Source organism: Methylobacterium sp. Ger2507 (assembly GCF_055231875.1).
In genome coordinates this window covers 4,460,571-4,483,232 of sequence record NZ_JBUYVC010000001.1, presented here as the reverse complement: position 1 = coordinate 4,483,232, position 22,662 = coordinate 4,460,571, and the positions used below count along the sequence as shown (strand labels likewise).

General features: G+C 65.2%; 21 protein-coding genes. 10 read left to right on the top strand and 11 right to left on the bottom strand.

Going from position 1 to position 22,662, the window contains the following annotated elements; genetic code table 11:
* Window positions 1–60: 60 nt before the first annotated feature.
* From ACV7NL_RS20785 to ACV7NL_RS20775, 3 genes are read right to left on the bottom strand one after another with little or no spacing between them, the layout of a single operon-like run.
* A complete protein-coding gene (locus ACV7NL_RS20785; RefSeq protein ID WP_463356755.1) occupies window positions 61–1,404 on the bottom strand; it encodes a TadE/TadG family type IV pilus assembly protein in 1,344 nt (447 codons plus the stop codon).
* Between the two features lie 10 nt (window positions 1,405–1,414).
* Window positions 1,415–2,092, bottom strand: a complete 678-nt coding sequence (locus ACV7NL_RS20780) for a TadE/TadG family type IV pilus assembly protein (protein ID WP_463356754.1) — start codon at window positions 2,090–2,092, stop codon at window positions 1,415–1,417.
* A gap of 55 nt (window positions 2,093–2,147) precedes the next feature.
* A complete protein-coding gene (locus ACV7NL_RS20775; protein ID WP_463357184.1) occupies window positions 2,148–2,798 on the bottom strand; it encodes a TadE/TadG family type IV pilus assembly protein in 651 nt (216 codons plus the stop codon).
* Window positions 2,799–3,118: 320 nt separating this feature from the next.
* Here ACV7NL_RS20775 and ACV7NL_RS20770 point away from each other — a divergent pair, with 320 nt between their 5' ends.
* The 6 genes from ACV7NL_RS20770 to ACV7NL_RS20745 all read left to right on the top strand — a co-directional run bounded on the left by ACV7NL_RS20770 (window position 3,119) and on the right by ACV7NL_RS20745 (window position 10,899).
* Window positions 3,119–3,667, top strand: coding sequence for a formaldehyde-activating enzyme (locus ACV7NL_RS20770; RefSeq protein ID WP_055952093.1), 549 nt, complete (start codon window positions 3,119–3,121; stop codon window positions 3,665–3,667).
* A gap of 97 nt (window positions 3,668–3,764) precedes the next feature.
* On the top strand, window positions 3,765–4,538 hold the full coding sequence (locus ACV7NL_RS20765) for an RNA methyltransferase (protein ID WP_463357183.1): 774 nt from the start codon (window positions 3,765–3,767) through the stop codon (window positions 4,536–4,538).
* A 67-nt stretch (window positions 4,539–4,605) separates the two neighbouring features.
* Window positions 4,606–6,945 (top strand): putative bifunctional diguanylate cyclase/phosphodiesterase, encoded by a 2,340-nt coding sequence (locus ACV7NL_RS20760; protein WP_463356753.1) that lies wholly within the window; start codon window positions 4,606–4,608, stop codon window positions 6,943–6,945.
* Window positions 6,946–7,150: 205 nt separating this feature from the next.
* Window positions 7,151–8,170, top strand: a complete 1,020-nt coding sequence (locus ACV7NL_RS20755; protein ID WP_463356752.1) for a PAS domain-containing protein — start codon at window positions 7,151–7,153, stop codon at window positions 8,168–8,170.
* Window positions 8,171–8,563: 393 nt separating this feature from the next.
* Entirely contained in the window at window positions 8,564–9,583 is a 1,020-nt protein-coding gene (locus ACV7NL_RS20750; RefSeq protein ID WP_463356751.1) for a PAS domain-containing protein, read from the top strand.
* A gap of 296 nt (window positions 9,584–9,879) precedes the next feature.
* Window positions 9,880–10,899 carry a PAS domain-containing protein gene (locus ACV7NL_RS20745; RefSeq protein WP_056481835.1) on the top strand — a complete coding sequence of 340 codons (1,020 nt, stop codon included), beginning with the start codon at window positions 9,880–9,882 and terminating at the stop codon, window positions 10,897–10,899.
* 31 nt (window positions 10,900–10,930) lie between these two features.
* On the opposite strand, the gene ACV7NL_RS20740 is transcribed toward ACV7NL_RS20745, so the two are convergent.
* The 4 genes from ACV7NL_RS20740 to ACV7NL_RS20725 form a co-directional block, all read right to left on the bottom strand.
* Window positions 10,931–12,226 carry an O-acetylhomoserine aminocarboxypropyltransferase/cysteine synthase family protein gene (locus tag ACV7NL_RS20740; protein WP_056190125.1) on the bottom strand — a complete coding sequence of 432 codons (1,296 nt, stop codon included), beginning with the start codon at window positions 12,224–12,226 and terminating at the stop codon, window positions 10,931–10,933.
* A 35-nt stretch (window positions 12,227–12,261) separates the two neighbouring features.
* Complete coding sequence (locus tag ACV7NL_RS20735; RefSeq protein WP_056481841.1) at window positions 12,262–12,648, bottom strand: response regulator; 387 nt, start codon at window positions 12,646–12,648, stop codon at window positions 12,262–12,264.
* 62 nt (window positions 12,649–12,710) lie between these two features.
* Complete coding sequence (locus ACV7NL_RS20730; protein ID WP_156376018.1) at window positions 12,711–12,872, bottom strand: hypothetical protein; 162 nt, start codon at window positions 12,870–12,872, stop codon at window positions 12,711–12,713.
* Between the two features lie 67 nt (window positions 12,873–12,939).
* Window positions 12,940–14,220 carry an O-acetylhomoserine aminocarboxypropyltransferase gene (locus ACV7NL_RS20725; RefSeq protein WP_056481844.1) on the bottom strand — a complete coding sequence of 427 codons (1,281 nt, stop codon included), beginning with the start codon at window positions 14,218–14,220 and terminating at the stop codon, window positions 12,940–12,942.
* Window positions 14,221–14,596: 376 nt separating this feature from the next.
* On the opposite strand from ACV7NL_RS20725, the gene ACV7NL_RS20720 reads away from it, so the two are divergent.
* The 3 genes from ACV7NL_RS20720 (at window position 14,597) to ACV7NL_RS20710 (ending at window position 18,113) form a co-directional block, all read left to right on the top strand.
* Entirely contained in the window at window positions 14,597–15,868 is a 1,272-nt protein-coding gene (locus ACV7NL_RS20720; RefSeq protein WP_463357182.1) for an MFS transporter, read from the top strand.
* A gap of 242 nt (window positions 15,869–16,110) precedes the next feature.
* Entirely contained in the window at window positions 16,111–17,289 is a 1,179-nt protein-coding gene (locus tag ACV7NL_RS20715; protein ID WP_463356750.1) for an AAA family ATPase, read from the top strand.
* A 2-nt stretch (window positions 17,290–17,291) separates the two neighbouring features.
* On the top strand, window positions 17,292–18,113 hold the full coding sequence (locus ACV7NL_RS20710) for a DUF3226 domain-containing protein (protein WP_463356749.1): 822 nt from the start codon (window positions 17,292–17,294) through the stop codon (window positions 18,111–18,113).
* 93 nt (window positions 18,114–18,206) lie between these two features.
* Here the strand turns inward: ACV7NL_RS20710 and ACV7NL_RS20705 are convergent, their stop codons facing one another.
* On the bottom strand, window positions 18,207–18,635 hold the full coding sequence (locus ACV7NL_RS20705) for a CoA-binding protein (protein WP_463356748.1): 429 nt from the start codon (window positions 18,633–18,635) through the stop codon (window positions 18,207–18,209).
* Between the two features lie 200 nt (window positions 18,636–18,835).
* Here ACV7NL_RS20705 and ACV7NL_RS20700 point away from each other — a divergent pair, with 200 nt between their 5' ends.
* A complete protein-coding gene (locus ACV7NL_RS20700) occupies window positions 18,836–19,204 on the top strand; it encodes a PaaI family thioesterase (protein WP_463357181.1) in 369 nt (122 codons plus the stop codon).
* Between the two features lie 27 nt (window positions 19,205–19,231).
* Here the strand turns inward: ACV7NL_RS20700 and ACV7NL_RS20695 are convergent, their stop codons facing one another.
* The 3 genes from ACV7NL_RS20695 to ACV7NL_RS20685 are packed head-to-tail and all read right to left on the bottom strand — an operon-like array spanning window position 19,232 to window position 22,658.
* On the bottom strand, window positions 19,232–20,986 hold the full coding sequence (locus tag ACV7NL_RS20695; RefSeq protein WP_463356747.1) for a hypothetical protein: 1,755 nt from the start codon (window positions 20,984–20,986) through the stop codon (window positions 19,232–19,234).
* Window positions 20,983–21,897 (bottom strand): glycoside hydrolase 5 family protein, encoded by a 915-nt coding sequence (locus ACV7NL_RS20690; RefSeq protein WP_056481852.1) that lies wholly within the window; start codon window positions 21,895–21,897, stop codon window positions 20,983–20,985. The genes ACV7NL_RS20695 and ACV7NL_RS20690 overlap by 4 nt, the downstream gene beginning before the upstream one ends.
* A complete protein-coding gene (locus tag ACV7NL_RS20685) occupies window positions 21,894–22,658 on the bottom strand; it encodes a TIGR04290 family methyltransferase (RefSeq protein WP_056184614.1) in 765 nt (254 codons plus the stop codon). The genes ACV7NL_RS20690 and ACV7NL_RS20685 overlap by 4 nt, the downstream gene beginning before the upstream one ends.
* Window positions 22,659–22,662: the final 4 nt, after the last annotated feature.

Sequence of the window (22,662 nt, the reverse complement as noted above, 5' to 3'; positions counted from 1 at the left end):
GCGGCAGCCCTGTCCCGGACCCGTCTTCGGCGCCTCCGCGCTGACAAACCTTTTGCCCTGTCAGGGAGCGGCGACGAGGCGCGCGATCTTGGTGGCCTGATCGAACATCGCGTTCAGCGCCTCCTGGATCTCGGTGGCCGAACTCGCAGTACGAAAGTAGCCCGGCGACGCGCATTTTTGCAGTGCTCCGGGCACCCCCGGGATCAGGTTGTTCACGATGTGATTTTCGACCCGAACGGGCTCGTACGGATGATCCGGCTTCGCGATCGGCACATACGGGATGTGGAGAATCGAGATGGTGATGCCCCGGTCCTTCAAAGGCTTGCACAGGGACGGATCGAGCAGTCCCGCCTGCGAATACGTAAATTTGGGCGCGTTGTAATACTGGTTGTTGTTCATCCCGTCCGTCACCACGAACACGTAGGGTAGCGCCCGCTTGGCGCTCAGGCCGTCGCCCACACTGGTGATCATGCGATTGACCACCGGAAAAACGTTCTCGTAATGCGTCCCGCCGCTCCCGCGCGGAACCGACGCGACGCCAATATCCATGTAATTCTCGAGATTGACCTTGGTCAGTGAATCCAGGTCGGAGGTCACGCCGGCAGCGGTTTCGAGCTTGCTCACGAACGGGTACAGGCCGATGCGGAACTGATTGTTCAGGGTCAGGTTGCTCTTAGCCTTGGCAATCAATCCCTGGACCGCGTTGCTCACCGTCGCGATGCGAAGCTCGACATTGTACTTCTTCGACAGAGCGAAGCCCTCGTAGCCCGGAAAATGGCAGGCGAAGGAGCAGTTGTTGGGGTATCCAAAATTCATATCGGGGTTGAGCTTGCCGAACTCGGTCTGCGCGACGGGCGAGGTCGGAAAGCCCATCGAGCCGGACGTATCGAGCAGCAGGTAGAAATCGACGTAGCTGCTGAGGGTCAGGCTGGAGACGGATTTTCCCGCGACCGCGACCGACGCCATATCGCCCAGGACCTTGCTGAACGGCGACAGGAAACTCGAGCCGTAGGTCACCTGAGCCGTGATGACGCCGCCGGTGCGGGTCACCGTCAGGTCCGGGATGAGCGGCAGGCTCGTGAGCATCGGCCCGGCATTGACCCGGAAAGCGGCGAGCCCGCGCGCCTTCGCCAGCGCCAGGGCCGATTGCGTCGGGTCATCTTCGCCCTTCGGATTCTGCGAAATGTAGTCCCGCGCCGTCGCGATGGCGGTGATGGTGGCGGCGTCCGCCGCGCGGTCGAAATGGGTCCGGTAGTTGACGCCGCGCATGTAATCGAGCCCGAGGCCCGTTATGCCGATCAGCGGCACCAGGCTGAGGGCGAAGATCAGGACGACGTTGCCGCCGCGATCGGCGCGCAGGCGACGCAGGCAACGCGTGAATCGGGAGAGGGGAGCGGCGATCATCGGGAGGGCCTCACGACGCAGGGCAGGCACGGGCGGTCGTCGTGCCGCCGCTCGGGTCGAAGGCGATCCCGGCGACGTAGCGCGGCGAGAGGTAGAAGGATTTGGCGATGCGGACGGAGCCGACCACGGATTGGGCGATCAGCGGCTTGTAGTCGAACACGACATCGGCCACGACGAGGAACCCCGGCCCGAAGGTGTCGTTCGGGAGCGTCGCCGGGCTCGGCCCCGCGGTGTTGGGGGCCGCGACCAGAACGTCGGTGCAGGAGCGCCCCTGACCCGACGTCCAGGTGACACGGGGGACGAAGGTGCAGGTCGTGGTGCAGCCGAGGGGGAGGGTCCGGAACTGGACGCCGGACAGCGACCATTTCAGCAGGGTCCAGACCGAGACGTTCTGCTCCCTGGCCGCCTTCATGGCCTCCGGGAACATCACGAGCTGGGCGCGCGAGATCGCCAGGATTTCGGTCTGGGTGATGCTGCCGGTGTCGTTGCGGGCGACGAGATCCGCCAGGGTGCTGGCGGCCAGCTCCACCTTGCGCATCATGATGATGTAGCGGACCAGGTCGAAGGTTACCGCCGACAGGATGATCATCACTGGAACGATCAGGGCGAACTCGACGATCGCGATCCCACGCCGGTCGGCGCGGAACCGCTTGAGGGTCCGGCGGCTCGTGAGACGTCGCAGGCTCATGCAGAGTCGCAGGCTGCGGAGTCGAAGGCTGCAGCGTCGAAGGCTCATGGCTGCCTCAGCATGGGACCTGGACGTTGCGCGTGGTGAAGGGCTCGTTGCGGAAGGCGATCGCCGCCCGCGCGTAGGAGACCTTCCCGAAAGTCGAGTCCGTGCCGAGATTGAGGCCGAGCCAGAGAAAGCTGAACACCGGCACCGGATAGAAGACCTGGATGTAGCCGTAGGTCCCCGGCGCGCCGGGGCAATACGGCGTCCGATCCTTGTCCATCACCACCGGGACGAGGCCGGTCTCCTCCGGGTTGATGAAGGCGGCAAATCCGCCGCCGGAGCCGGTCAGGGTCGTGGTCTGAAGGCTGGTGATGATCCGGTCGCACGACAGCCCGGCAATCAGCTTGGTGCAGAAGACCGTCTTGCGGAACCCGTTGGCGGTGGACGCGCCCTGCGTCAGCGCGCCGAGCATGACGGCACGGCTCGCATCGGCCGTCGCCTTCTCCACGGCCGCATAACAGAAGATATACAGGCCGCATTGAAGGATTTCGACGAAGACGAGCATGAACAACGGCATGACCATGGCGAACTCGACTGCTGTCGCGCCGCTGGCGGAGCGTCGAAATCCGTACAACCGTCTCTTGCACCGCGTTGCGAACGGCAGGACGGTCGTTGCGGCGCCAGTAGTCTGTCGATCCGGGTCTATAATCCGTGCCGTCATTGTGAGACCAGCGGGCTCCTTTGAATTCACTCCGACTATCCGCAGTCCGAATCCGTCTAGACCAGCAATGCGCGCCAAGCCTTAAGGTCGCATTACGCCGGTCGTCGAAGGTCGCGGTCATCGGCCAAGGCCGGCCCGATCTCCCGTATGCGCCCGCAATCCTGGTTCATGCCTGGATCAAGCCCGGACCACGGCCGGGCCAGGGCTGGGCCAGGGCTGGACATTGCCCGCAACAACCGGAATCTGCCGATCCGACGGTCGCCGGGCGCCTTTCGAACCGCCCGCGACCCCTGTCCGCCACCATCAGCGACGAGATCACCATGAGCGAACGCATCATCCTCCGGGCCGGCGAGGCCCTGGTCGCCGGCGGCCCGCCGAACACCGCCTCCGAGCCCGAAGTCATCATCGGCGAACTCGACGGTCCGGTGGGCACCGCGCTCGCCACCCTGACGGGCGATCAGGTCGTCGGCCACAGCCGCGTCTTCGCCCTCCTCAACACCGACATCATGGTGCGGCCGGTGACGCTGTGCGTCTCCAAGGTCAGCGTCACCGAGAGCAAGTACACCTCGATCCTGATGGGCACGGTGCAGTTCGCCATCGCCAACGGCGTGCTCGACGCGGTGCGGGCCGGCTACATCCCCAAGGAGAAGGCCAACGACCTCGGCATCATCTGCTCGGTCTGGCTCAGCCCCGGCGTGATCGAGGCCGAGACCGTCGATCACAAGGCTTTGTTCGACATCCAGCGCCGGGGCATGACCGAGGCGATCCGCAAGGCGATGACCAACGAGCCCTCGATCGACTGGCTGCTGGAGAACCAGGACAAGATCATCCACAAGTATTATCAGATGGGTCTCGACGGAAAGATCTGAGACGGACCACGCCCGGCCGGGCCGGCGGCGCTTTGCCGTCGCGCCCGGCTCGTGCGACAGGGCGCGGATGCCCGCCGCCCCACCCGCTGCCGACGCCATGACCCAACCAGCCTCGACCCAACCAGACTCGACCCAACCAGACCCGAACCCGCCCGCCGGCCCGGTCGTCATCCTGGTCCAGCCGCAGCTCGCCGAGAACATCGGCATGACCGCGCGCGCCATGGCGAATTTCGGCTTGTCGGAGCTTCGTCTGGTGGCGCCCAAGAACGGCTGGCCCAAGAAGGGCGTGCGCGAGGCGGCCTCCGGCGCCACCCACATCCTCGACGGCGCCTCCGTTCACGCCACTCTCGGCGAGGCGATCGCCGATCTGCACTACGTGCTGGCCACCACCGCCCGCGAGCGCGGGCAGATGAAGCGGGTCTACGCCCCGGACGAGGCCATGCGCGACGTGGCGGGGCGCACCGGCCAGCGCGTCGGCATCCTGTTCGGGCGCGAGCGTGCGGGCCTCGACAACGACGAGGTCTCGCTCGCCGACGCCATCGTGACCTTCCCGGTCGACGCGCGCTTCTCGTCGCTGAACCTCGCCCAGGGCGTCCTGCTGATGGGCTACGAGTGGCGCAGGGCCGCCGGCCTGTCGGCGCTGCCCTTCACCGGGGAGATGCTGTCGCCGCCCGCCACCCGCGAGGCGATGGCCTCCCTGTTCGCGTCCCTGGAGGAGGGCTTGGCCCGGGCCGGGTTCTATCCGCCCGAGAAGCGGGACATCATCGCCCGGAACATGCGCGACATGCTCCACCGCATGGCCATGACCGAGCAGGATGTGCGGACGATGCGCGGCGCTTTGCGCGCCCTCATGACTCGCAAGACAAACTGACGGCAACACATCCAAGAACAGGCGATCTTAACGGCGTCGCTATATTTGCATGGCAGCCTACAGCCCCATGCCTCTTCATCGTCTCACCACGTTCGGCGGCGAGTTCGCCTCCGCCTCCCGCGAAGCGGCGTTCCAGGCGGAGCGCCTGCCGGAGACGCTGCGGCACACGTGGGTGATCTTCCTGACCTGCATCGCGGTGAACGTGCTGCTGTTTGCCAACGATGCGAGCTTCATCAGCGGTCAGGACGGTCTCGGCGAGATGCTGGTGGCACGCCTTACCATCCTGTTGGCGACCCTGGGCGGGCTCGTCGCCCTGCCGCATATCCGGACGTTCGCCCGGCTGCAGCAGCTCCTCATCCTGTGGCAGGTGCTGGTGAGCGTGGCCATCGGCTGCCTCTGCGGGTCGCGGACGGACAACGCCGTCCTGGCGACCCTTCTGGTTCCCTCCGCCTTCATGCTCCTGCTGCCGCTGAGCTTCGCCTGGACGGCCATCGCCGGCAGCTTCTCCGGCATCGTCCTGCTGGCGGGATACCTGATGCCGCGATCCGCGCCCGCCGCGGGCATCGGCATGACGATCGAGGTCAGCCTGGCGATCCTGACGATCCTGCTGTTCGTCGCGCGCTCGAACCGCCTGAGGCGGCTCGAATGGGCTGCGGCCGGAGCCGAGCGCAAGGTGAGCGGCGAACTCGCGGAGAGCCGCGAGCTGTTCGAGGCGATGTTCCGGGCGGTCCCGGTGCCGATCGTCATGTCGAACGCCGCCACCGGACGACTCGTCAGCACCAACGATGCCGGATTCCGATTTTTCGAGATCGGCGCCGGTGACGTTCTGACCAATTACGGGACCCGGCATTTCCTCTCCCAGGCGGATCACCATCAGGTGCAGGAGATCCTGGGCCGCCAGGCGGTGATCCGGGACCGGGAGACCAGCATCGAGGTCCTCACGGGCGAGCGTCGCGACGTGCTCCTGTCGGTCGAGACGCTGCAGGTGGACGGGATCGTCTGCCACGTCTCCAGCCTCGTCGACATCACCAGCCGCAAGGCCGCCGAGGCGCAGATCCGCCTCGCCGCCAACCACGACGTGCTGACCGGCCTCGCCAACCGGGCCCTGTTCCAGGCGACGCTCGACACCGCCCTGGCGCGCGCCGCCTCCGAGGACGCGCAGGTCGGGCTCATCCTCCTCGACCTCGACGCGTTCAAGGAGATCAACGACACCCTCGGGCATGATTCCGGCGACGCCCTGCTCAAGGAGGTGGCCCGGCGGCTGTGTCAGGTGATCGGCCCCGACGATCTCGTGGCCCGGCTCGGCGGCGACGAATTCGTCATCCTCTCCTGCGGAACCGACGGGTCCGGCCGGAGCCGCATCCACGACGTCGCGGCGCGCATCCTCGACGCCCTGCGTCCCACGATGCCGATCGGCGGGCGGGTCGTCTCGCTCCGGGCGAGCCTCGGCCTCGCGCTCTATCCGGAGCACGCGCGCAACCCGGCGGACCTGTTCACCAATGCCGATCTCGCGCTCTACGCAGCCAAGGCCTCGGGGCGCAACCGCGCCACCCTGTTCGCGCCGGCCCTGCGGGCCAGCATCGAGGACCGGGTGACGGTGACCCGCGAGATGCGCGCGGCCCTGGAGATGGGCGGCGGACTCGTGGCCCATTACCAGCCGAAGATCGACATGCTGTCCGGGGCCGTGATCGGCTTCGAGGCTCTGGCGCGCTGGCAGCACCCGACCCGCGGGTTGCTCAAGCCCCGGGACTTCTCGGCCGTGTTCGACGACGGCGAGATCGGCATCGCGGCGAGCGACGCCCTGCGCCGGCAGATCATCGCCGACATCCTGCATTGGATCGGCCTCGGACTCGAGCCGGGCCGGGTCTTCCTCAACCTCGCCTCGGTGCAGTTCGCGCACGGCGATCTGACCCGGGGCTTCCTCGACGACGTCGACGGCGCCGGCCTCCCGCGCGCGCGGGTCGGGGTCGAGGTCACCGAGACCGTCCTGCTCGGCAGCCACGTGGACCGGGTCAGCAGCGTCCTGTCGGAATTGCACGCGGCCGGCATCCGCGTGGCGCTCGACGATTTCGGCACCGGCTACGCCTCGCTCACCCACCTCAAGCAGTTCCCGGTCGACGAGATCAAGATCGACCGCAGCTTCATCCAAGACCTGGGACGCAACACCAACGATGCCGCCATCGTCGCCGCCGTGCTGCAACTCGGCCGAAGCCTTGGGCTCGACATCACCGCCGAGGGGGTCGAGACGGCGGAGCAGGCTGGCTTCCTGCGCGACCACGGCTGCACCTTCGTGCAGGGCTACCTCCACGCCAAGCCGATGGCGGCAAACCGCGTCCCGGGTTTCCTGCGCAACCGCCCGGACCGGCGCGGCGACGAGGAAGCGGGAATCGTGCGCCAAATCGCCTGATCGGATCGTCGGCCAGGGCGCCCCGAACCGTCCAAGAGCGAAGGGGCTGACCCACCAAGTCGCTCAAGAATTCAGAAACCAAGTCATGATACGCGCTTCCACGAACGGATCATCAACCCCAGGTTGTATTCACCTCTATTGATCTTGAACGACAAATGATAATATAGAGGCAAGTATCATTGTCGAGTTTCCCGGCGCAATTCAAATGTACGTCGAAAATCTGGAATTTTCCTCTCGTTATTTTTTAGATCTGATCGAGAGCCAGGGGGTCAACGGCAGCTGGAGTTGGCAATTTGCCGAAAACCGGCACGTCTGGTCGCCGGGCCTGTTCCGCGTCCTCGGCCTCGACCCGCAGACCATCCGGCCGAGCTACGATCGCCTGGTCAGCCTGATCGATCCCCAGGACCGGGACACGGTGGAGACCGGTGTCGACCTGCTCCATGGCGTGACGCTCGGCCCTCAGACACTCCGCATCCGCCGACCGGACGGCGCGATCCGTGTGCTGTCGTCCCGGATCGAGATCTCTCTCACCCCGGACGGGCGCCCACGCGGGGCGGCCGGGGTCGTGCTGGACGTGACGCATCAGGAAATCCTGAGGGAGGCGCGCATGGCCGAGCAGCGCCGCCGCCGCGCCTGGTACGACGACCAGCGTATCCTGACGTTCTTCAGCGACCAGTCCCATCTGTTCACCTGTCAGGAGGAAGCCTCGGAACTGACCGGCCTCTCATCGGACGAAATCGCAGCCGACGCGTTCGTGACGATCGTGGCGGATGAGCGGGAGCATGCGCGGGCTGAGAATGCCGAGGCACTGGCGGCGGGAAGGGCCTTCCGGGTGACGCCCCACATGCGCATCGCCCGGCACGATCGGGCCTTGTTCGAAGCGTTCATCGTCCCGATCCGCGATGCGGGCGGAGCGATCCGAGAATGGGCCGGCATCACCCGGCCGATGGGCTCGAAGGCCTCTCCGGCCACCGAACTGCTTCTGGAGGGGCTCGAACAGGCTATCGACGGGCGCCACATGCGCGCCGCCCGTGCCCTGCTCGATTGGTCGATGACCGACCTCGCCCAGGCTGCCGGCCTGTCGCTGTCGACGGTCAAGCGCATGGAGGAGAATGTCGACGGCGCCGCGCCGGCGTCCCGCCACAAGGCGGTGGCGACCCTGCGCCGCTTCGGCATCCGCTTCTCCCTAATGGAGGGCGGCGTCATCGGGGTCAGCGCGACCTGACGCGCTCCGTCGGCCGGGGCACCCTGCCTGGGATAAGCCCCTCGGCCGCGTCGCGCCGGGGCCTGCATTCCATCGGCGATCAGGTGCCCGGCATGCTCCAGGGCGGTCGGCGCCGGCACCGTGTCGGGCCGGCCCCTGCGGCGGCCCGGTGGACGTTATGCGCCCGGGGCAAGAACAGCGTCAGGCTCTGACGAACATCGGCACCACTTCGCCATGGGTTCAACGCCGACCGCGTCGCGCGAATAGTTCGGCACCGACCGCCATCCGGTCTGATTTACATGTTTCGTACGCCCGATAACCGACTTAAAGTTGCATCATACGCGAATATGCTTTGTTCGATTTGACATTATACAATTTAAATATCATTTGTTGTTTTCCTTCGGTCGGACACCAATGAACGTCGACGATCTCGAATTTTCATCTGGACAGTTTCTGAACCTGATCGAGAGCCAGGGGGTCACCGGCACCTGGGGCTGGCGCTTTGCCGACAACCAGCACATCTGGTCGCCGGGCCTGTTCCGCGTCGTCGGCCTCGACGCCCAGAGCACCCGGCCGAGCTACGATCGTCTGGTCGGCCTGATCCATCCCGAGGATCGCGAGAGGATGCAGACCGGATTCGACCTGATCCACGGCGTGACGCTCGGCCAGCAAACCCTCCGCATCCTCCGTCCGGACAACGCAATCCGTGTCGTATCGGCCCGGACCGAGATCTACCTCGGGGCGGACGGACGTCCGCGCGGCGCGGCCGGCGTCGTGCTGGACGTGACGGATCAGGAGCGGCTGCGCGAGGCCCGCATCATCGAGCAGCAGCGCAGGCGAGCCCTGTTCCGGCAGACGCGGACACTGACCTTCTCCAACGATCCGGACTACGCGTTCTCGATGCCCCAGGAAGCCTCCGAGCTGACCGGCCTGCCGCTCCAGGACATCTCGGCAGATGCCTTCCAGTCGGTGGTTCGCGAGGAGCGCGAGCATTGGCGCGGGCTGAGCATCGAGGGCCAGCGCTCAGGGCTGGTGCATGTGACGAAACCCGTCCTGTACCTGGCCGGCGATGATCGCGGGCGCTTCGAGGTGTTCACCGTTCCGATCCGCGATGCGGCCGGCGTGGTGGTGGACTGGAGCAGCCTGACCCGCCCCATCGGATCGCACACACCCCTGGCCGACGACCGGCTTCGCGAGGGCCTTGAGCAGGCCATCGACGGGCGCCATCTGCGCGCCGCCCGCGCGCTTCTGGATTGGTCGATGACCGATCTCGCCCAGGCTGCCGGCCTGTCGCTCTCCACCGTCAAGCGCATGGAGGAGAACGTCGACAGGATCGCGAGCCAATCCCGACACCGGGCCATGGAAACCCTGCGCCGGTTCGGCATCCGCTTCTCCCTCATGGACGGCGGCGTCATCGGCGTCAGCGCGACATGAAGTGCTCGGTCGGCCGAACCTCGCGAGACGCAAAATCAGCGTCCGGCCCGGCAAACTCAGCGTCCGGTTCGGCAAACTCAGCGTCCGGATTGAAATGAGCGTCATCGACGCCGGCTCGCCTGGGTGTCGGCCTGCCCACCTTGCTATGGATAGTTCGTCCTGACCGAAAGATGCTTGAGTTCGTTCATGCAACTCTCGATTGACTGACGTAAACTTGTGTTACCGCGTGTTGATCCCGGACCGAAATCGTCACTATAGGTCGAAACTAGCTTTTGTTGGTTTTTGGCCCGAAACGCATGGACGTCGACGACCTCGGATTCTCATCCCGGTATTTCCTCACCCTGATCGAGAGCCAGGGTATGACCGGAACCTGGGGTTGGCGTTTCGTCGACCACCAGCACGTCTGGTCGCCGGGCCTGTTCCACGTGCTCGGCCTCGACGCCCAGAGTACCCGGCCGAGCTACGATCGTCTGGTCGGCCTGATCCATCCCCAGGACCGCCACAGGGTGCAGACCGGCGCCGACCTGAGGCACGGCGTGACGCTCGGCCAGCAGACTCTCCGCATCCTCCGACCGGACAAAACCGTCCGCATGCTGTCGGCTCGGACCGAGATCTATCTGGGAGTGGACGGACGTCCCCGTGGCGCGGCCGGGGTCGTGCTGGACGTGACGGATCAGGCGATCCTGCAACAGGCGCGTTTGACCGAGAAACGGCATCGGCGGGCGCTGTTTCTGGAAAAGCGCATTCTGACCTTCTCCAGCCATGAGACCAATCGGTTCTCATCGCAGGAAGAATCGTCGGAAATGACCGGCATTCCGATGAGTGACATCGCGACCGATGCGTTCGTGGCCATCGTGGACGAGGACCGGGAGCGTATGCGGGTCGAGAACGGAGTATTGCTGGAGGCCGGGAAGGCCTACCGGTCGGTCGCTCTCTTGCGCCTTGCCGGCAACAACCGCGGCCGCTTCGAGAGCTTCATCGTCCCGGTCCGTTCTGAGGGCGGGGATGTCCGGGAATGGGCCGGCGTCACCCGCCCGATGGGCTCGACCATGTCGCCGGTCGCCGATCAATTTCTCGAAGGTCTCGAGCAGGCCATCGACGGACGTCATCTGCGCGCCGCCCGTGCCCTGCTGGACTGGTCGATGACCCAGTTCGCCGAGGCCGCCGGCCTGTCGCTCTCCACCGTCAAGCGCATGGAGGAGAACATCGACGGGATCGCGCTGCAGTCCCGCCACAAGGCCGTGGCGACCCTGCGCCGCTTCGGCATCCGCTTCTCCCTGATGGAGGGCGGCGTCATCGGCGTCAGCGCGACGTAGCGCGCTGACGGTCGTGGCGAAGGGAGCGGCCTCAGCCGAGCTGAGCGAGGGCCTGCTCCACGTCGGCGATCAGGTCCTCGACGTTTTCGAGGCCGATCGACAGGCGCACCGTCTCCGGGCCGACCATGGCGGCGGCCTTGTCGGCGGGGTCGAGCTGGCGGTGGGTTGTGGTCGCCGGGTGGATCGCCAGGGATTTGATCTCGCCGATGTTCACGAGGTGCGAGATCAGCTTCAGGCTCATGATGAACGTGACCGCCGCCGGCTCGCCGCCCTTCAGCGCCACGGTGAAGATCGAGCCCGGACCCTGCGGCACATAGCGGGCCGCCATGGCCTCGCCCGCCTGGCCGGGCAGGGCCGGGTAGCTCACCCAGGCTACCGCCGGGTGGTCCTTGAGGAAGGCCGCCACCGCCCGGGCATTGGAACAGTGCCGCTCCATCCGCAGCGGTAGGGTCTCGATGCCGGTCAGGGTCAGGAAGGCGTTCATCGGCGACAGGCCGGGGCCGAGTTCGCGCATCCCGAAGACGCGGCAGGCCGACGCGAAGGCGAAATCCGGGAAGCGCTCCGTGAGCACGAGGTCGTCGTAATCGGCCCAGGGCTCGCTCATGAGGTTGTAGCGTCCGGGCACCGCCGCCCAGTCGAAGCGGCCGGCATCGCAGATCACCCCGCCGATGGTCTGGCCCGAGCCGCCGAGGAACTTCGAGGTCGAGTGGATGACGATGTCGGCGCCGTGCTCGATCGGCCGGATCAGGGCCGGCGACGCCAGGGTGTTGTCGACGACGAGCGGCAGCCCGTGCCGGTGCGCCACCTCGGCGATCCCGGCCAGATCCATCACGGTCGCGCACGGATTGACGATCGACTCGCACACGATCGCCCGGGTCTCCGGGGTGATCTGCGCCTCGAAATCGGCCGGGGTCAGCCCTTTGGTGAACTGGGGCTTGAGGTCGTAGCGCGCGTCGAGGCGATTCATCAGGCCGAGGGAGCCGCCGAACAGGCGCGAGGAGGCGACATAGGCCTCGCCGCTCTTCATCAGGGTCATCAGCACCATCAGCACGGCCGACTGGCCCGACGCCACCGCCACGGCGGCCTTGGCGCCCTCCAGGGCGGCGACGCGGCGCTCCAGGGCGGCGACGGTGGGGTTCGAGCCGCGCGAATACGAGAACCCGGTGCGGCGCAGGGCGAAGATGTCCGCCGCCTGCTGGGTGTCCTCGAAGACGAAGCCGTTGGTGAAGTAGATCGGCTGGACCCGCGCGCCGGTGGCGGGGTCGGGCGCGGCGCCGGCATGGATGGCCTGGGTCGCGAAGCGGTGGGTCTGGGTCTCGGTGGCCATCGGGGCCTCCCGTCTGTGAAGGGCGCGGTGAGCGGTCAGGCGGCGCGGTGGGTGAAGGCGCGCAGGGTCCGGACCAGGGTCGAGGGCTCGTAGGGCTTCGGGATGAAGCGCGCCCCGTCGGGCATGTCGTTCGGGCCGGGCGTGCCCATGCCGGAGACGACGAGGACGGGGATGGTGGGCCAGCGATGGGCCACGAGGCGGGCGAGCGCGAAGCCGTCCATCGAGCCGCGCGGCATGTCGACATCGGTCATCAGCACGTCGACGTCGCTGCGCGTCTCCAGCACCGTGAGGGCGTTGTCGGCGTGGCTTGCTTCCAGCACCTCGAACCCGGCATCCGCGAGGGTGTCGGCGGCTTCCATCAGGAGCAGGCCGTCATCTTCGACGAGGAGCACGACGGGGAGGTCTGGCTGGGGTTGCGTCATCGGCGGCCGGACGTTCTCGCGATACGGGGACGGTCGGGGCCTATTCCCCGCCGGCAGTGCCGTCAATAACGGGTGGTGTCGCGCATCCGTTTCGCCGGCGCGGTGACGCGGCGACCGGGCAACTCCGGCGCGAAGGCGATCGCCAGCGACACCAGCCCGGCCAGGATGGCGAGGAACGCCAATCCGTCGTTGATCGAGTCCACAGTGGCCCAGGCCGACATCATCGCCTCCGAGGGTCGCCGGACCAGGGTCCACCGCGCGTGGTAAAGGATGCGTTAACACGGCCGCCGCTCAAGCCGTCAGGGCCGCGTCGAGATCCGCGATCAAATCCTGTGGATCTTCGAGGCCGACCGACAGGCGCACCACCTCCGGCCCGGCCCCGGCGGCGATCCGCTGCGGATCGGTGAGCTGGCGGTGGGTGGTCGAGGCCGGGTGGATGATCAGCGAGCGGGTGTCGCCGATATTGGCCAGATGCGAGAACAGGGTCAGGCCGGAGACCAGCTTGACGCCGGCCTCGTAGCCGCCCTTGAGCCCGAGGGTGAACACCGCCCCGGCCCCGTTCGGCGTGTAGCGCCGGGCGAGCTGGTGGTAGCGGTCGGTCTCCAGCCCCGGATAGCTGACCCAGTCCACCGCCGGGTGGCCCTGCAGGAAGGTGGCGACGGCCAGCGCGTTGTCGCAATGGCGCTGCATCCGCAGCGGCAGGGTCTCGATGCCGGCGAGCAGCAGGAAGGCGTTGAACGGCGACAGGGCCGGCCCGAGGTCGCGCAGGCCGAGCACCCGGATGGCGATGGCGAAGGCGAAGTTGCCGAAGGTCTCGGCCAGCACCTTGTCGGCATATTCCGGGCGCGGGGCCGACAGCATGGGGAAGCGCGCATCGCCCGCCCACGGGAAGGTGCCGCCGTCGACCACGAGGCCGCCGATGGAATTGCCGTGGCCGCCGAGGAACTTGGTCGCCGAGTGCACGACGATGTCGGCCCCGTGCTCGAAGGGGCGGATCAGGTAGGGGCTCGCCATCGTGTTGTCGACGATGAGCGGGATGTTGTGGCGCCGGGCGATCTCGGACAACGCCGCGATGTCGGTGATCACGCCACCCGGATTGGCGATGGACTCGCAGAAGATCGCCTTGGTGCGGGGCGTGATCGCGCGCTCGAACGACGACGGATCGTCGGTCTGGGCCCAGACCACATTCCAGCCGAAGTTCTTGTAGGAATGGTTGAACTGGTTGATCGAGCCGCCGTAGAGCCGGTCGGCCGCGATGAACTCGTCGCCCGGCTGCATCAGGGCGTGCATCACCAGGAACTCGGCCGCGTGGCCCGAGGCCACCGCCACCGCGGCGGTGCCGCCCTCCAGCGCCGCGACGCGCTCCTCCAGCACCGCGTTGGTCGGGTTGGTGATGCGCGAATAGATGTTGCCGAAGGCCTCGAGCCCGAACAGCGAGGCGGCGTGCTCGGCATCGTCGAACACGAACGAGGCGGTCTGGTAGATCGGCGTCGCCCGCGCGCCCGTGGTCGGATCGGGCGCCGCGCCGGCATGGATGGCGCGCGTGTTGAAGCCGGGCAGACGATCGGTCATCGCAAAATCCTCCCGGGCCCGCCGGCCCGCACATGCGTGTCTTCTACGCCCCGCCAGAAGCCGGCGGAAGAGGCCGCAATCCGCTGAAACGAACGTTGGTTCTTTATGCCGGACGGGGGAGGGGGTCAAGGCGGGGGCGGGCGCCTTCCCTCCCCCTCGTGGGGAGGGATCGAGGATGGGGGTGGTTGGGCGACCCTCGTGCGGCGGAGGCTGGCGGAGCCACCCCCACCCCTACCCCCTCCCCACAAGGGGGAGGGGGACGCCCCAACCCACACACCAGCGCTATCCTGCCGGTCGCGCGTGCGCTAAGGCCGCGCGCATGAGCCACACAGCCCCCCGCCACACAGCCCTCCGCCAGCCCGCCAGCCGCCCGACCATGCCCAGCGACACCGTTCCGGCCGCCCGCATCCTCATCGCCAGCTTCGTCGGCACCGCGATCGAGTTCTACGACTTCTACGTCTATGCCACCGCCGCCGCGCTGGTGATCGGGCCGATCTTCTTCCCGCCCGGCGATCCGGCGGTGCAGACGCTCGCGGCCTTCGCCACCTTCTCGATCGCCTTCATCGCGCGCCCCCTCGGCGCCGCGTTCTTCGGGCATTTCGGCGATCGGGTCGGGCGCAAGGCCACGCTGGTGGCCTCCCTGATGATCATGGGCCTGTCGACGGTGCTGATCGGCTGCCTGCCCTCCTATGCCACCGCCGGATGGTGGGCGCCCTTCCTGCTCTGCGTCCTGCGCTTCGGCCAGGGCGTGGGCTTCGGCGGCGAGTGGGGCGGCGCGGCCCTGCTGGCGGTGGAGAACGCCCCGCCGGGCCGGCGCGCGCTCTATGGCATCTTCCCGCAGCTCGGGGCGCCGGTCGGCTTCATCACCGCCAATCTGGGCTTCCTCGGCCTCGCCCTGGCCCTGAGCCCGGCCGACTTCCAGGCCTGGGGCTGGCGCATCCCGTTCCTGGCCAGCGCCGTGCTGGTCGGCGTCGGGCTCTATGTCCGGCTGAAACTCACCGAGACCCCGGTGTTCAAGGCCGCCCTGGAGAAGGCGGCCCCCGAGCGCGTGCCGCTGGCGGTGATCTTCACCAAATACATCCGCGCCACCCTGCTCGGCACCTTCGCGATGGTGGCCTGCTACGCGGTGTTCTACCTCTCCACCGTGTTCGCCTTGAGCTACGGCGTCTCGACCCTCGGCTTCACCCGGCCGACCTTCCTGCTGTTCGAATGCGTCGCCGTGCTGTTCATGGGCCTCGGCATCCCGCTCTCGGGCTGGGCCGCCGACCGCTACGGTCGTCGCCCCGTCCTGCTCTCCGGCCTCGTCTTCACCGCCAGCCTCGGCCTGCTGATGGGCCCGATGCTCGGCAGCGGCCAGGGCGGCCTCGTCCTGGGCTTCCTGTGCCTCGGCCTGTTCGCCATGGGCTGGCTGTTCGGCCCCATGGGCGCCCTGCTGCCCGAACTCTTCCCGACCCGCGTGCGCTACACTGGCGCCTCCGTGACCTACAACCTCGCCGGCATTCTCGGCGCCTCCGCCGCGCCGTATCTGGCGCAGCGGCTGTCGGAATGGGGTGGTGTGGGTTGGGTGGGACTGTATTTGGCCGTGGCGGCGGGGATTAGCTTTGTGGCTGTGGCGTTGATGGAGGAAACAAAGAATGGCAGAATCTGAACGAATTTATTTAAAGACTTGATTTCTCCGTCTGAGTTGCACAAATTTCTGTGCGGTGAACTGGTTAAAATCACACGTTGGTAGATAGGTGGTGCTATCGAAGCGGGTACAATCTCAGCTTTCCAAACTTAGCAATATACCCTATTTTCGCTACGAACGAAAAAACAATCAGATTTAAGTCAAAGAAAAACAGTGGTTACGACCAACTGGTTGCAACAATGTCCTAAGAACCGAGATTCAGTTTGTCATCAGATCATAATTCCGTCCGATCAAGATTTAAGTCTTTCAACCACCTCGAAGAGTTCCGGATAGGAGCATTTCGAGGAGTTAGAGACATTCATCTGGATAAACTTAGTAAGTTTAATCTGCTAGTTGGTAACAACAACTGCGGTAAAACATCTGTATTGGAGTCTATTGCTGCCTTCTTAAGTCCGTCAGACATATTCCAATGGTCCGCTATTGCTCGAAACAGGGAAGTACGTCCTTCTGGATTGTTTGTAGATCAATCTAGTATTGTAGATGGCATCCGCTGGATGTTTCCCATAATCAATGCAGATGTATGGGGCCATGGGGATTCTGGAGAGATAGTCCTAGAAGGCACATCAAGAAATTCAACTAGTATACTTACCGCTACCTGTGAAGAAATGAGAGGCCTTATCCCAACTGAAATCCTCAAGAAAGTCGGTCCTTATCTTCGCTCGAGCGAGACGGAGGACGCTGTCGAAAATACTGGTTGGCATATAAATGTAAGGTCCGATTTTGCGACAGAAGATGGTACATTTCAAAAACAATCATATGAGTTTGATTTATGGTCACAACTTGGACTTCGATCGATCGAAAATTCTCGTCAAAAATCAAGGACAATACAATATCTTGCGCCGTATAGTCATCGCAACTCTTCTACTAGTTTGCGTCGCTTAACAGCCGCAAGCATCAAAAATAAACGCCCCGAAATCGATTGGCTTCTTAGAGAACTTGATCCAACAATAGCAGGCGTAGAGATCGTTACAAGCGAAGATGGCCGTTTTCCAAAAATTGCGATCCGATATCAATCTGGAATGCTACTTCCTCTCTCTATACTCGGCGATGGACTAAGACGCGCTCTGTCTATTGCGTTAGCTCTACAGGAATCAACAAATAGCATATTATTAATCGACGAAATCGAAGCTGCTCTTCACACAAAAGCCCTCGATCGAGTATACAGATGGTTAAGAGACGCATCCGAACATTACAATGTCCAAATTTTTTCTTCGACACATAGCTTGGAAGCGATAAATGCGATTTCGAAAATTACCGCGGATTCAACCCTCAATGATCTCAGTGCGTATAGTATCAATAAAGATCCTTTTCATTCGGTCAAGAGATATACTGGCGGGATGCTCTATCGTCTAGTTCATGAACGCGGCTTCGATATTCGGTAATTATGATGTCAAATCATTTGATAGTTGTCGAGGGCGCTCATGATGCGAGCTTTATTGGCATGCTGCTGAAAAAAAGAGGCTTTAAGTACAAAAAAATACTCAAAGAGGTCCCAGAATTCTGGAAGGCTCTAATTCCTACCCGTTTCCCAGCAGATGGGGTGTTATTAGATCGTGTTATGCGATTTCCCGACGTGTATATTGATGAAAAAGGCTCGGCCGTTGGACTTGTGACTTCCGGAAGTGATAGCAAACTTATTTCTACTCTTCGTGACGCATTGGAATTACTCGGACCGAATTCATTTTCCAGCATTGGGATATTTGCCGATATCGACAATCACGCCCCAAGTAAAAGGTTTGAAGACCTTTGTAAAGCAATTGAGGGGCTCAATGCTGCGGCTACAAATGAAGGAATACCAAATTTTCCGATTCAGGTTCCTGAAGAACTAGGAAAACTTCATGGAAATAACCCTAAAATAGGTATATACTTGTTTCCAGATAATAAAAATTCTGGATCACTGGAAACTCTGTTGCTTGGCTGCTCAGGCATTAATCATCCTGAGCTGTCTGAATATTCGACTAAATTTGTTGAAAGTATAGACAAAAACCTTCCTCTTGATGATAAGTATCTAAAATCACTACGTGCCGGCATGGGAAAATATAAATCGACAGCAGGAATTATAGCAAATCTGCTAAGTCCAGGGACAAGTTTAGCAGTTTCCCTATTTAAATCTGATTGGATAACCGGCATGGCAGCTGATCACCAAAATGTTAAAGCTGTAGATTGCTTTATAACCGCAATGCTTTTCCATTCGCAACATAAATAAAATAATTGTATCTAGCTATAAGTTTTTTCACTAGAGATTGATGGAGTGCTAGGTAGCGTTTACGAGATTACAATAATTAGATCGCCACCGCATTTATACGGCCGTTGCCTCAATCTTCGGGCACCGATCCATCACCACAACACACCCCGCCGCTTCAGCCCGCTTCGCCGCCGCATCATCCCGCACCCCAATCTGCATCCAGATGAACCGTGGCACCCAAGGCAAAGCCAGGGCCTCGTCCACCACCCCACCCGCCGCATCCGAACTGCGAAAAATCTCGACCATGTCGACGGGCTCGGTCAGGTCGGCGAGGCGGGCGATGACGGGCTGGCCCAGCAGGCTCTGCCCCGCGAGCCCGGGATTGACCGGGATCACCCGGTAGCCGCGCCCCAGCAGGAATTCCATGACGTGGTGGCTCGGCCGGGCCGGATTGGCCGAGGCGCCCACCAGGGCGATGCTGCGGGTCTCGGCGAGCACCCGGCGGATCAGGGCAGGGTCGTAGGCGTCGTGGTTCGGGCTCATCCCTGATCTTGTCGGGCATGCCGGAGCATGCTGCAAGGTGAAGCCTGTCCGAACACTGGGTCGAAACCTTGCCCGACACCTTGCCCCACACTTCGCCCGAACCTGCCTCCGCCGCCTCGCCCGCTCCGTCGCCGGACGCGCTGCCGCAAGCCCTGTCCCTCGCCGAGACCGTGGCCTTCCTCGACTCGGCCTTCCCGCAGATGAAGGCCGGCGGCCGGACCTATCACCTCGTGGAGGTCGGCCCCGGCCTGGCCCGGATGCGGATGGACCACCACGACCGCCATCTCCGCCCCGGCGGCACGGTCTCCGGTCCGTCGATGATGGCGCTGGCCGACTACGCCCTCTATGCGGCGATCCTGGCCAGCCTCGGCCCGGTGGCGCTCGCCGTCACCACCAGCCTCACCTTCAACTTCCTGCGCAGGCCCGGCCCCACCGGGCTGCTCGGCACCGCCCGCCTGCTCAAGCTAGGCCGGCGCCTCGCGGTCGGCGAGGTCCACATCACCGGGCCGGACGGCGCCCCCCTGGTCTGCCACGCGACCGGCACCTACGCGATCCCGCCGAATCGCTGAGGCCGGATCGCTGGCACCGCCGGAGGTTCAGCCGCCAAAGGCGTCAAGCGCATCGTGCAGGCGGCGGCGGAAATCCGCGCGGCGCCGCCCCAGCCGGGCGGCCTCGGCGGGGTCGCGGGTGGCACCCTCGGCCAGCGTCAGCGCACCTATCTGGTATGCCACATAACAGCACAGCATGACATCGATCAGGGCCGGATCGAGGGGTCGATTCCGTGTGACCTCGACGCGACCCTGCAGGTATACGCCGGCCTGTTTGGGCAGGTCGAACTCGACGATCGCGGCGGCCAGATCCCACGCGATATCCTGCGCCCCGATCAGGTCGTGCCCCGCCGCATGGTCGAGCGCGTCGGCCTTCAGGAGCCGCCCATCGGGCAGCGTCAGCCACTTCCAGGGCTGCATCCGGTTGTCGGTCTCGACCCGCCGCACCCCCCGCTCCAGCGCCGCGAGCCGCGCCTCCGACCACCGCTCCAGAGCCCGCGCCCGCTCTGCGCCCAGGGCCTCCCCGGCATTGTGCCGGGCCATCGCCACCAGCGTGGACAGGTCCGCCCCGGCCTCCGGCGGGGCCGGAAACGCCGTGGCCCGGAACGCCAGATAGTCGCCGATCCGGGCCATCCAGGCCTCCCCCTGGTCCGCCCGCAGGGGCACCGCCTCCCCGTGCCAGCGCTCCACCAGGAATCCGTGGCGCAGGCCCGCCACCTCCGGGATGAACCCGGCCGCCTGGAGCGCCCGGGCCGCCGCGTGCTTGCGCCGGGCCTCGAATCCGAGACCGGCGAATTTGATATGCCAGGTGGTGTTTCCCTGTCGCATCAGGAACTTGCGTCGTTCCTGCCAGGCATTCACCGGCGGCCATTCGCCCGGATCGGCCCAGAATTGACGGCGCCAGCTCCCGCCGGACATGTCCTCCAGGGGCGCCGCCTCACCCCCCACGAGGTCGGTGACCCAGGCCCCGAGCGCCTGGTCCGGCCGCTCCGGCGCACCCGCCCAGGCGTCGAACGACAGGGTCCGGCGGGCTATCCGCGCCCAAAGCCGGCGGTGCTCTTCCGAGGCCTGCGGCCCCGGCATTCCGTCGTGGCTCGGGAACAGGGTGACCCGATCCTCCGCCACCCCGAGGCGGTCGAGCGCATCGAGCACCGCCCCGAAGGAGCTGCCCGACAGGCCCGGCCCCTCGTCCACCACCGCCACATTCCGGGCCGCCCGGATCGTCGCCTCCACCGCCTCCGACAGGGCCAGGTGTCGCCGGAACGGGTGCCCCACCGGCCGCACCGTGAGCAGGCGCCGGCTGCCGATCCCGGCCGCCACCATGGCGGCGAGCGGCGCCCCGATGCTGCGCAGGCCGATCACCAGCGTGTCCGGCGCGAGCCCCGCAGCCCGCGCGGCGATCCCGTAAGTCTCTGGATAGATTGCGTAAAACGCAAAGCCCTCGGCCCATCGCGTGGCGATCTCCGGCGGTAGGGCCAGCCCGGCGAGGTCCGCCAGAGCCCCGTCGAGATCCGGCACGTCGCAGTAAAATCCGCCCGCCCAGGAGGCCAGGACCGCCTCGGCCAGCCGCAGGATCAGCCCCGTCGCGCCGTCCTGGGCCGGGGAGGGGGCATCGGTGCCGCGTACCGAAAGGTCAGCATCCGCAAGGCCTTGCAGCAACATCCCGGCCGCGATCAAAGCCGCCGCCAGGGCCTCGTGCCGGCGCAGGCCCTCGGCGTCTCGCGCCGCCCCGAGCCCGCCCGCGATCTCCGCGATGAGGTCGCGCGGGTCTTGGGCGCGGCCCCGCTTGCCGAAAACGATCACCGGTGGACGGCAGCGCTCACCCGCCCCGGCGCATAGCGGCGCACCATCGCGGCGCAGAATTCGGCGAACTCGTTGGGATCCTGGGGCGGACTGGTGTGGTGCGGCGCCAGTCCGCGATGCTCCGGCGTGAAGCAGAACGTCACTGTGACGTCGAAATCCTCCAGCGCCCGCATCTGCCGATCGAACCAATCGAGGGCGTTGGGGCGGAAGCTGTCGGCCCAGGACAGGCCGGTGCGCAGGTAGGTCACCCCGAGGCGCTTCATCCAGGCCACCGCCTCGTCCAAGCGGTGGTCCTCGTAGTGGAACCACTGGCACAGCCCCAACGCCGGGGTATGCCGGGCGAACGCCTCCAGGGCCAGCTTCGGCGTGCCGTCCTGGCGCAGCAAGCCCATGTGGAAATGGCGGTAGTAGGAGGAGCCCTCGGCCTCCCGATGGCGGGTGGTGGCCTCCCATTCGCGCGGCAGATCGTAGAGGCTGTACCAATGGATGCGCGGCGCCTGGCCGATCAGCAGCTCCGCCGTCCGGTCGACGCCCCAGCGCTGCACCTCCTCGGCGCCGAAGGTCGAAATGCCCACCTCCGAGACCCAGACCGGCAGGTGCGTCACCGCCCGGATCTCGGCGATCTTGGCCGGCCATTCGTGGACCTGCCAGAGGTTCCAATCGAGGGGAAAGCCGTGCACCGCCACGGCATCCACCGCATCGAGGGCGCCCGCCCGCTCCATGCGCCGGATGAAGCCCGGATCGATCGGAGAGATCCCGCCAAGCACCCGCGGCAGGCTCGGGTTTTCCGCCCGGATGGCATGGCCGGCGGCGCTCACCATCTCGGCGAACAGGCGCCACTCGGGGTCAAGCTCCGGGTCCCAATGGGATTTGTTGTTGGGCTCGTTCCAGAGCATCGCGGCTTCGATCACGCTGGGATCTCCTGTGCCGGGCGCGCCGGATAGACCGCCCCGGGCTCGGCCTTCTCCGCGCAACGGCAGAGATAGACCTCCTCCTCCGGGTGCCCCACGATGGCAAAGCCGCTCGCCCGCAGCATGGCCTCGGTGCAGGCGCGGTTGGGCACCCACCAGTTGGTCGGATCGCCCGCGTAGCGCTCCTCGATGAAGTGCAGCTTCGGGTAACCGGCTTCGGCGAAGGGCGCGGGTTCGAAGAAATCGTAGTCGCCGGCCACGGGCACCACCTCGCGCGAGCCGCGCTGCATCGACTGGAACACCAGCAGATCTTTCGCCACGGTCTCGCGGATGAGGTCCAGCGCCAGGAGCGGGTGCCGCAGGTGGTAGAGCACGCCCATGAACAGCACGACGTCGAAGCGCTCGCCCAGCGCCCCGACGTCGTAGACCGACCCTTGCGCGAAGGTGATGTCCTGTCCCGTCACCCGGGCGGCGAAGCGGGCCTGCGCCAGGTAGCGCGCATCGGAATCGAGGCCGAGCACCCGCGCCGCGCCCCGTCGTTTCATCTCGATGGCGTAGAAGCCGCCGTTGCAGCCGATGTCGAGAACGCTCTTTCCCGTCAGGTCAGCCGGAAGAGCATCGGCGAAACCGCGCCATTTGAGCGCCGGATAATCCCCGAGGAAATGGTTCGGGGCGGTCCAGACGCCGTCGAGATTCATGTTGTGGAACCACGGGCCGAGCGCGTCGATCTCACCCCGCAGGCGATCCTCGGATCTCATCATGGCG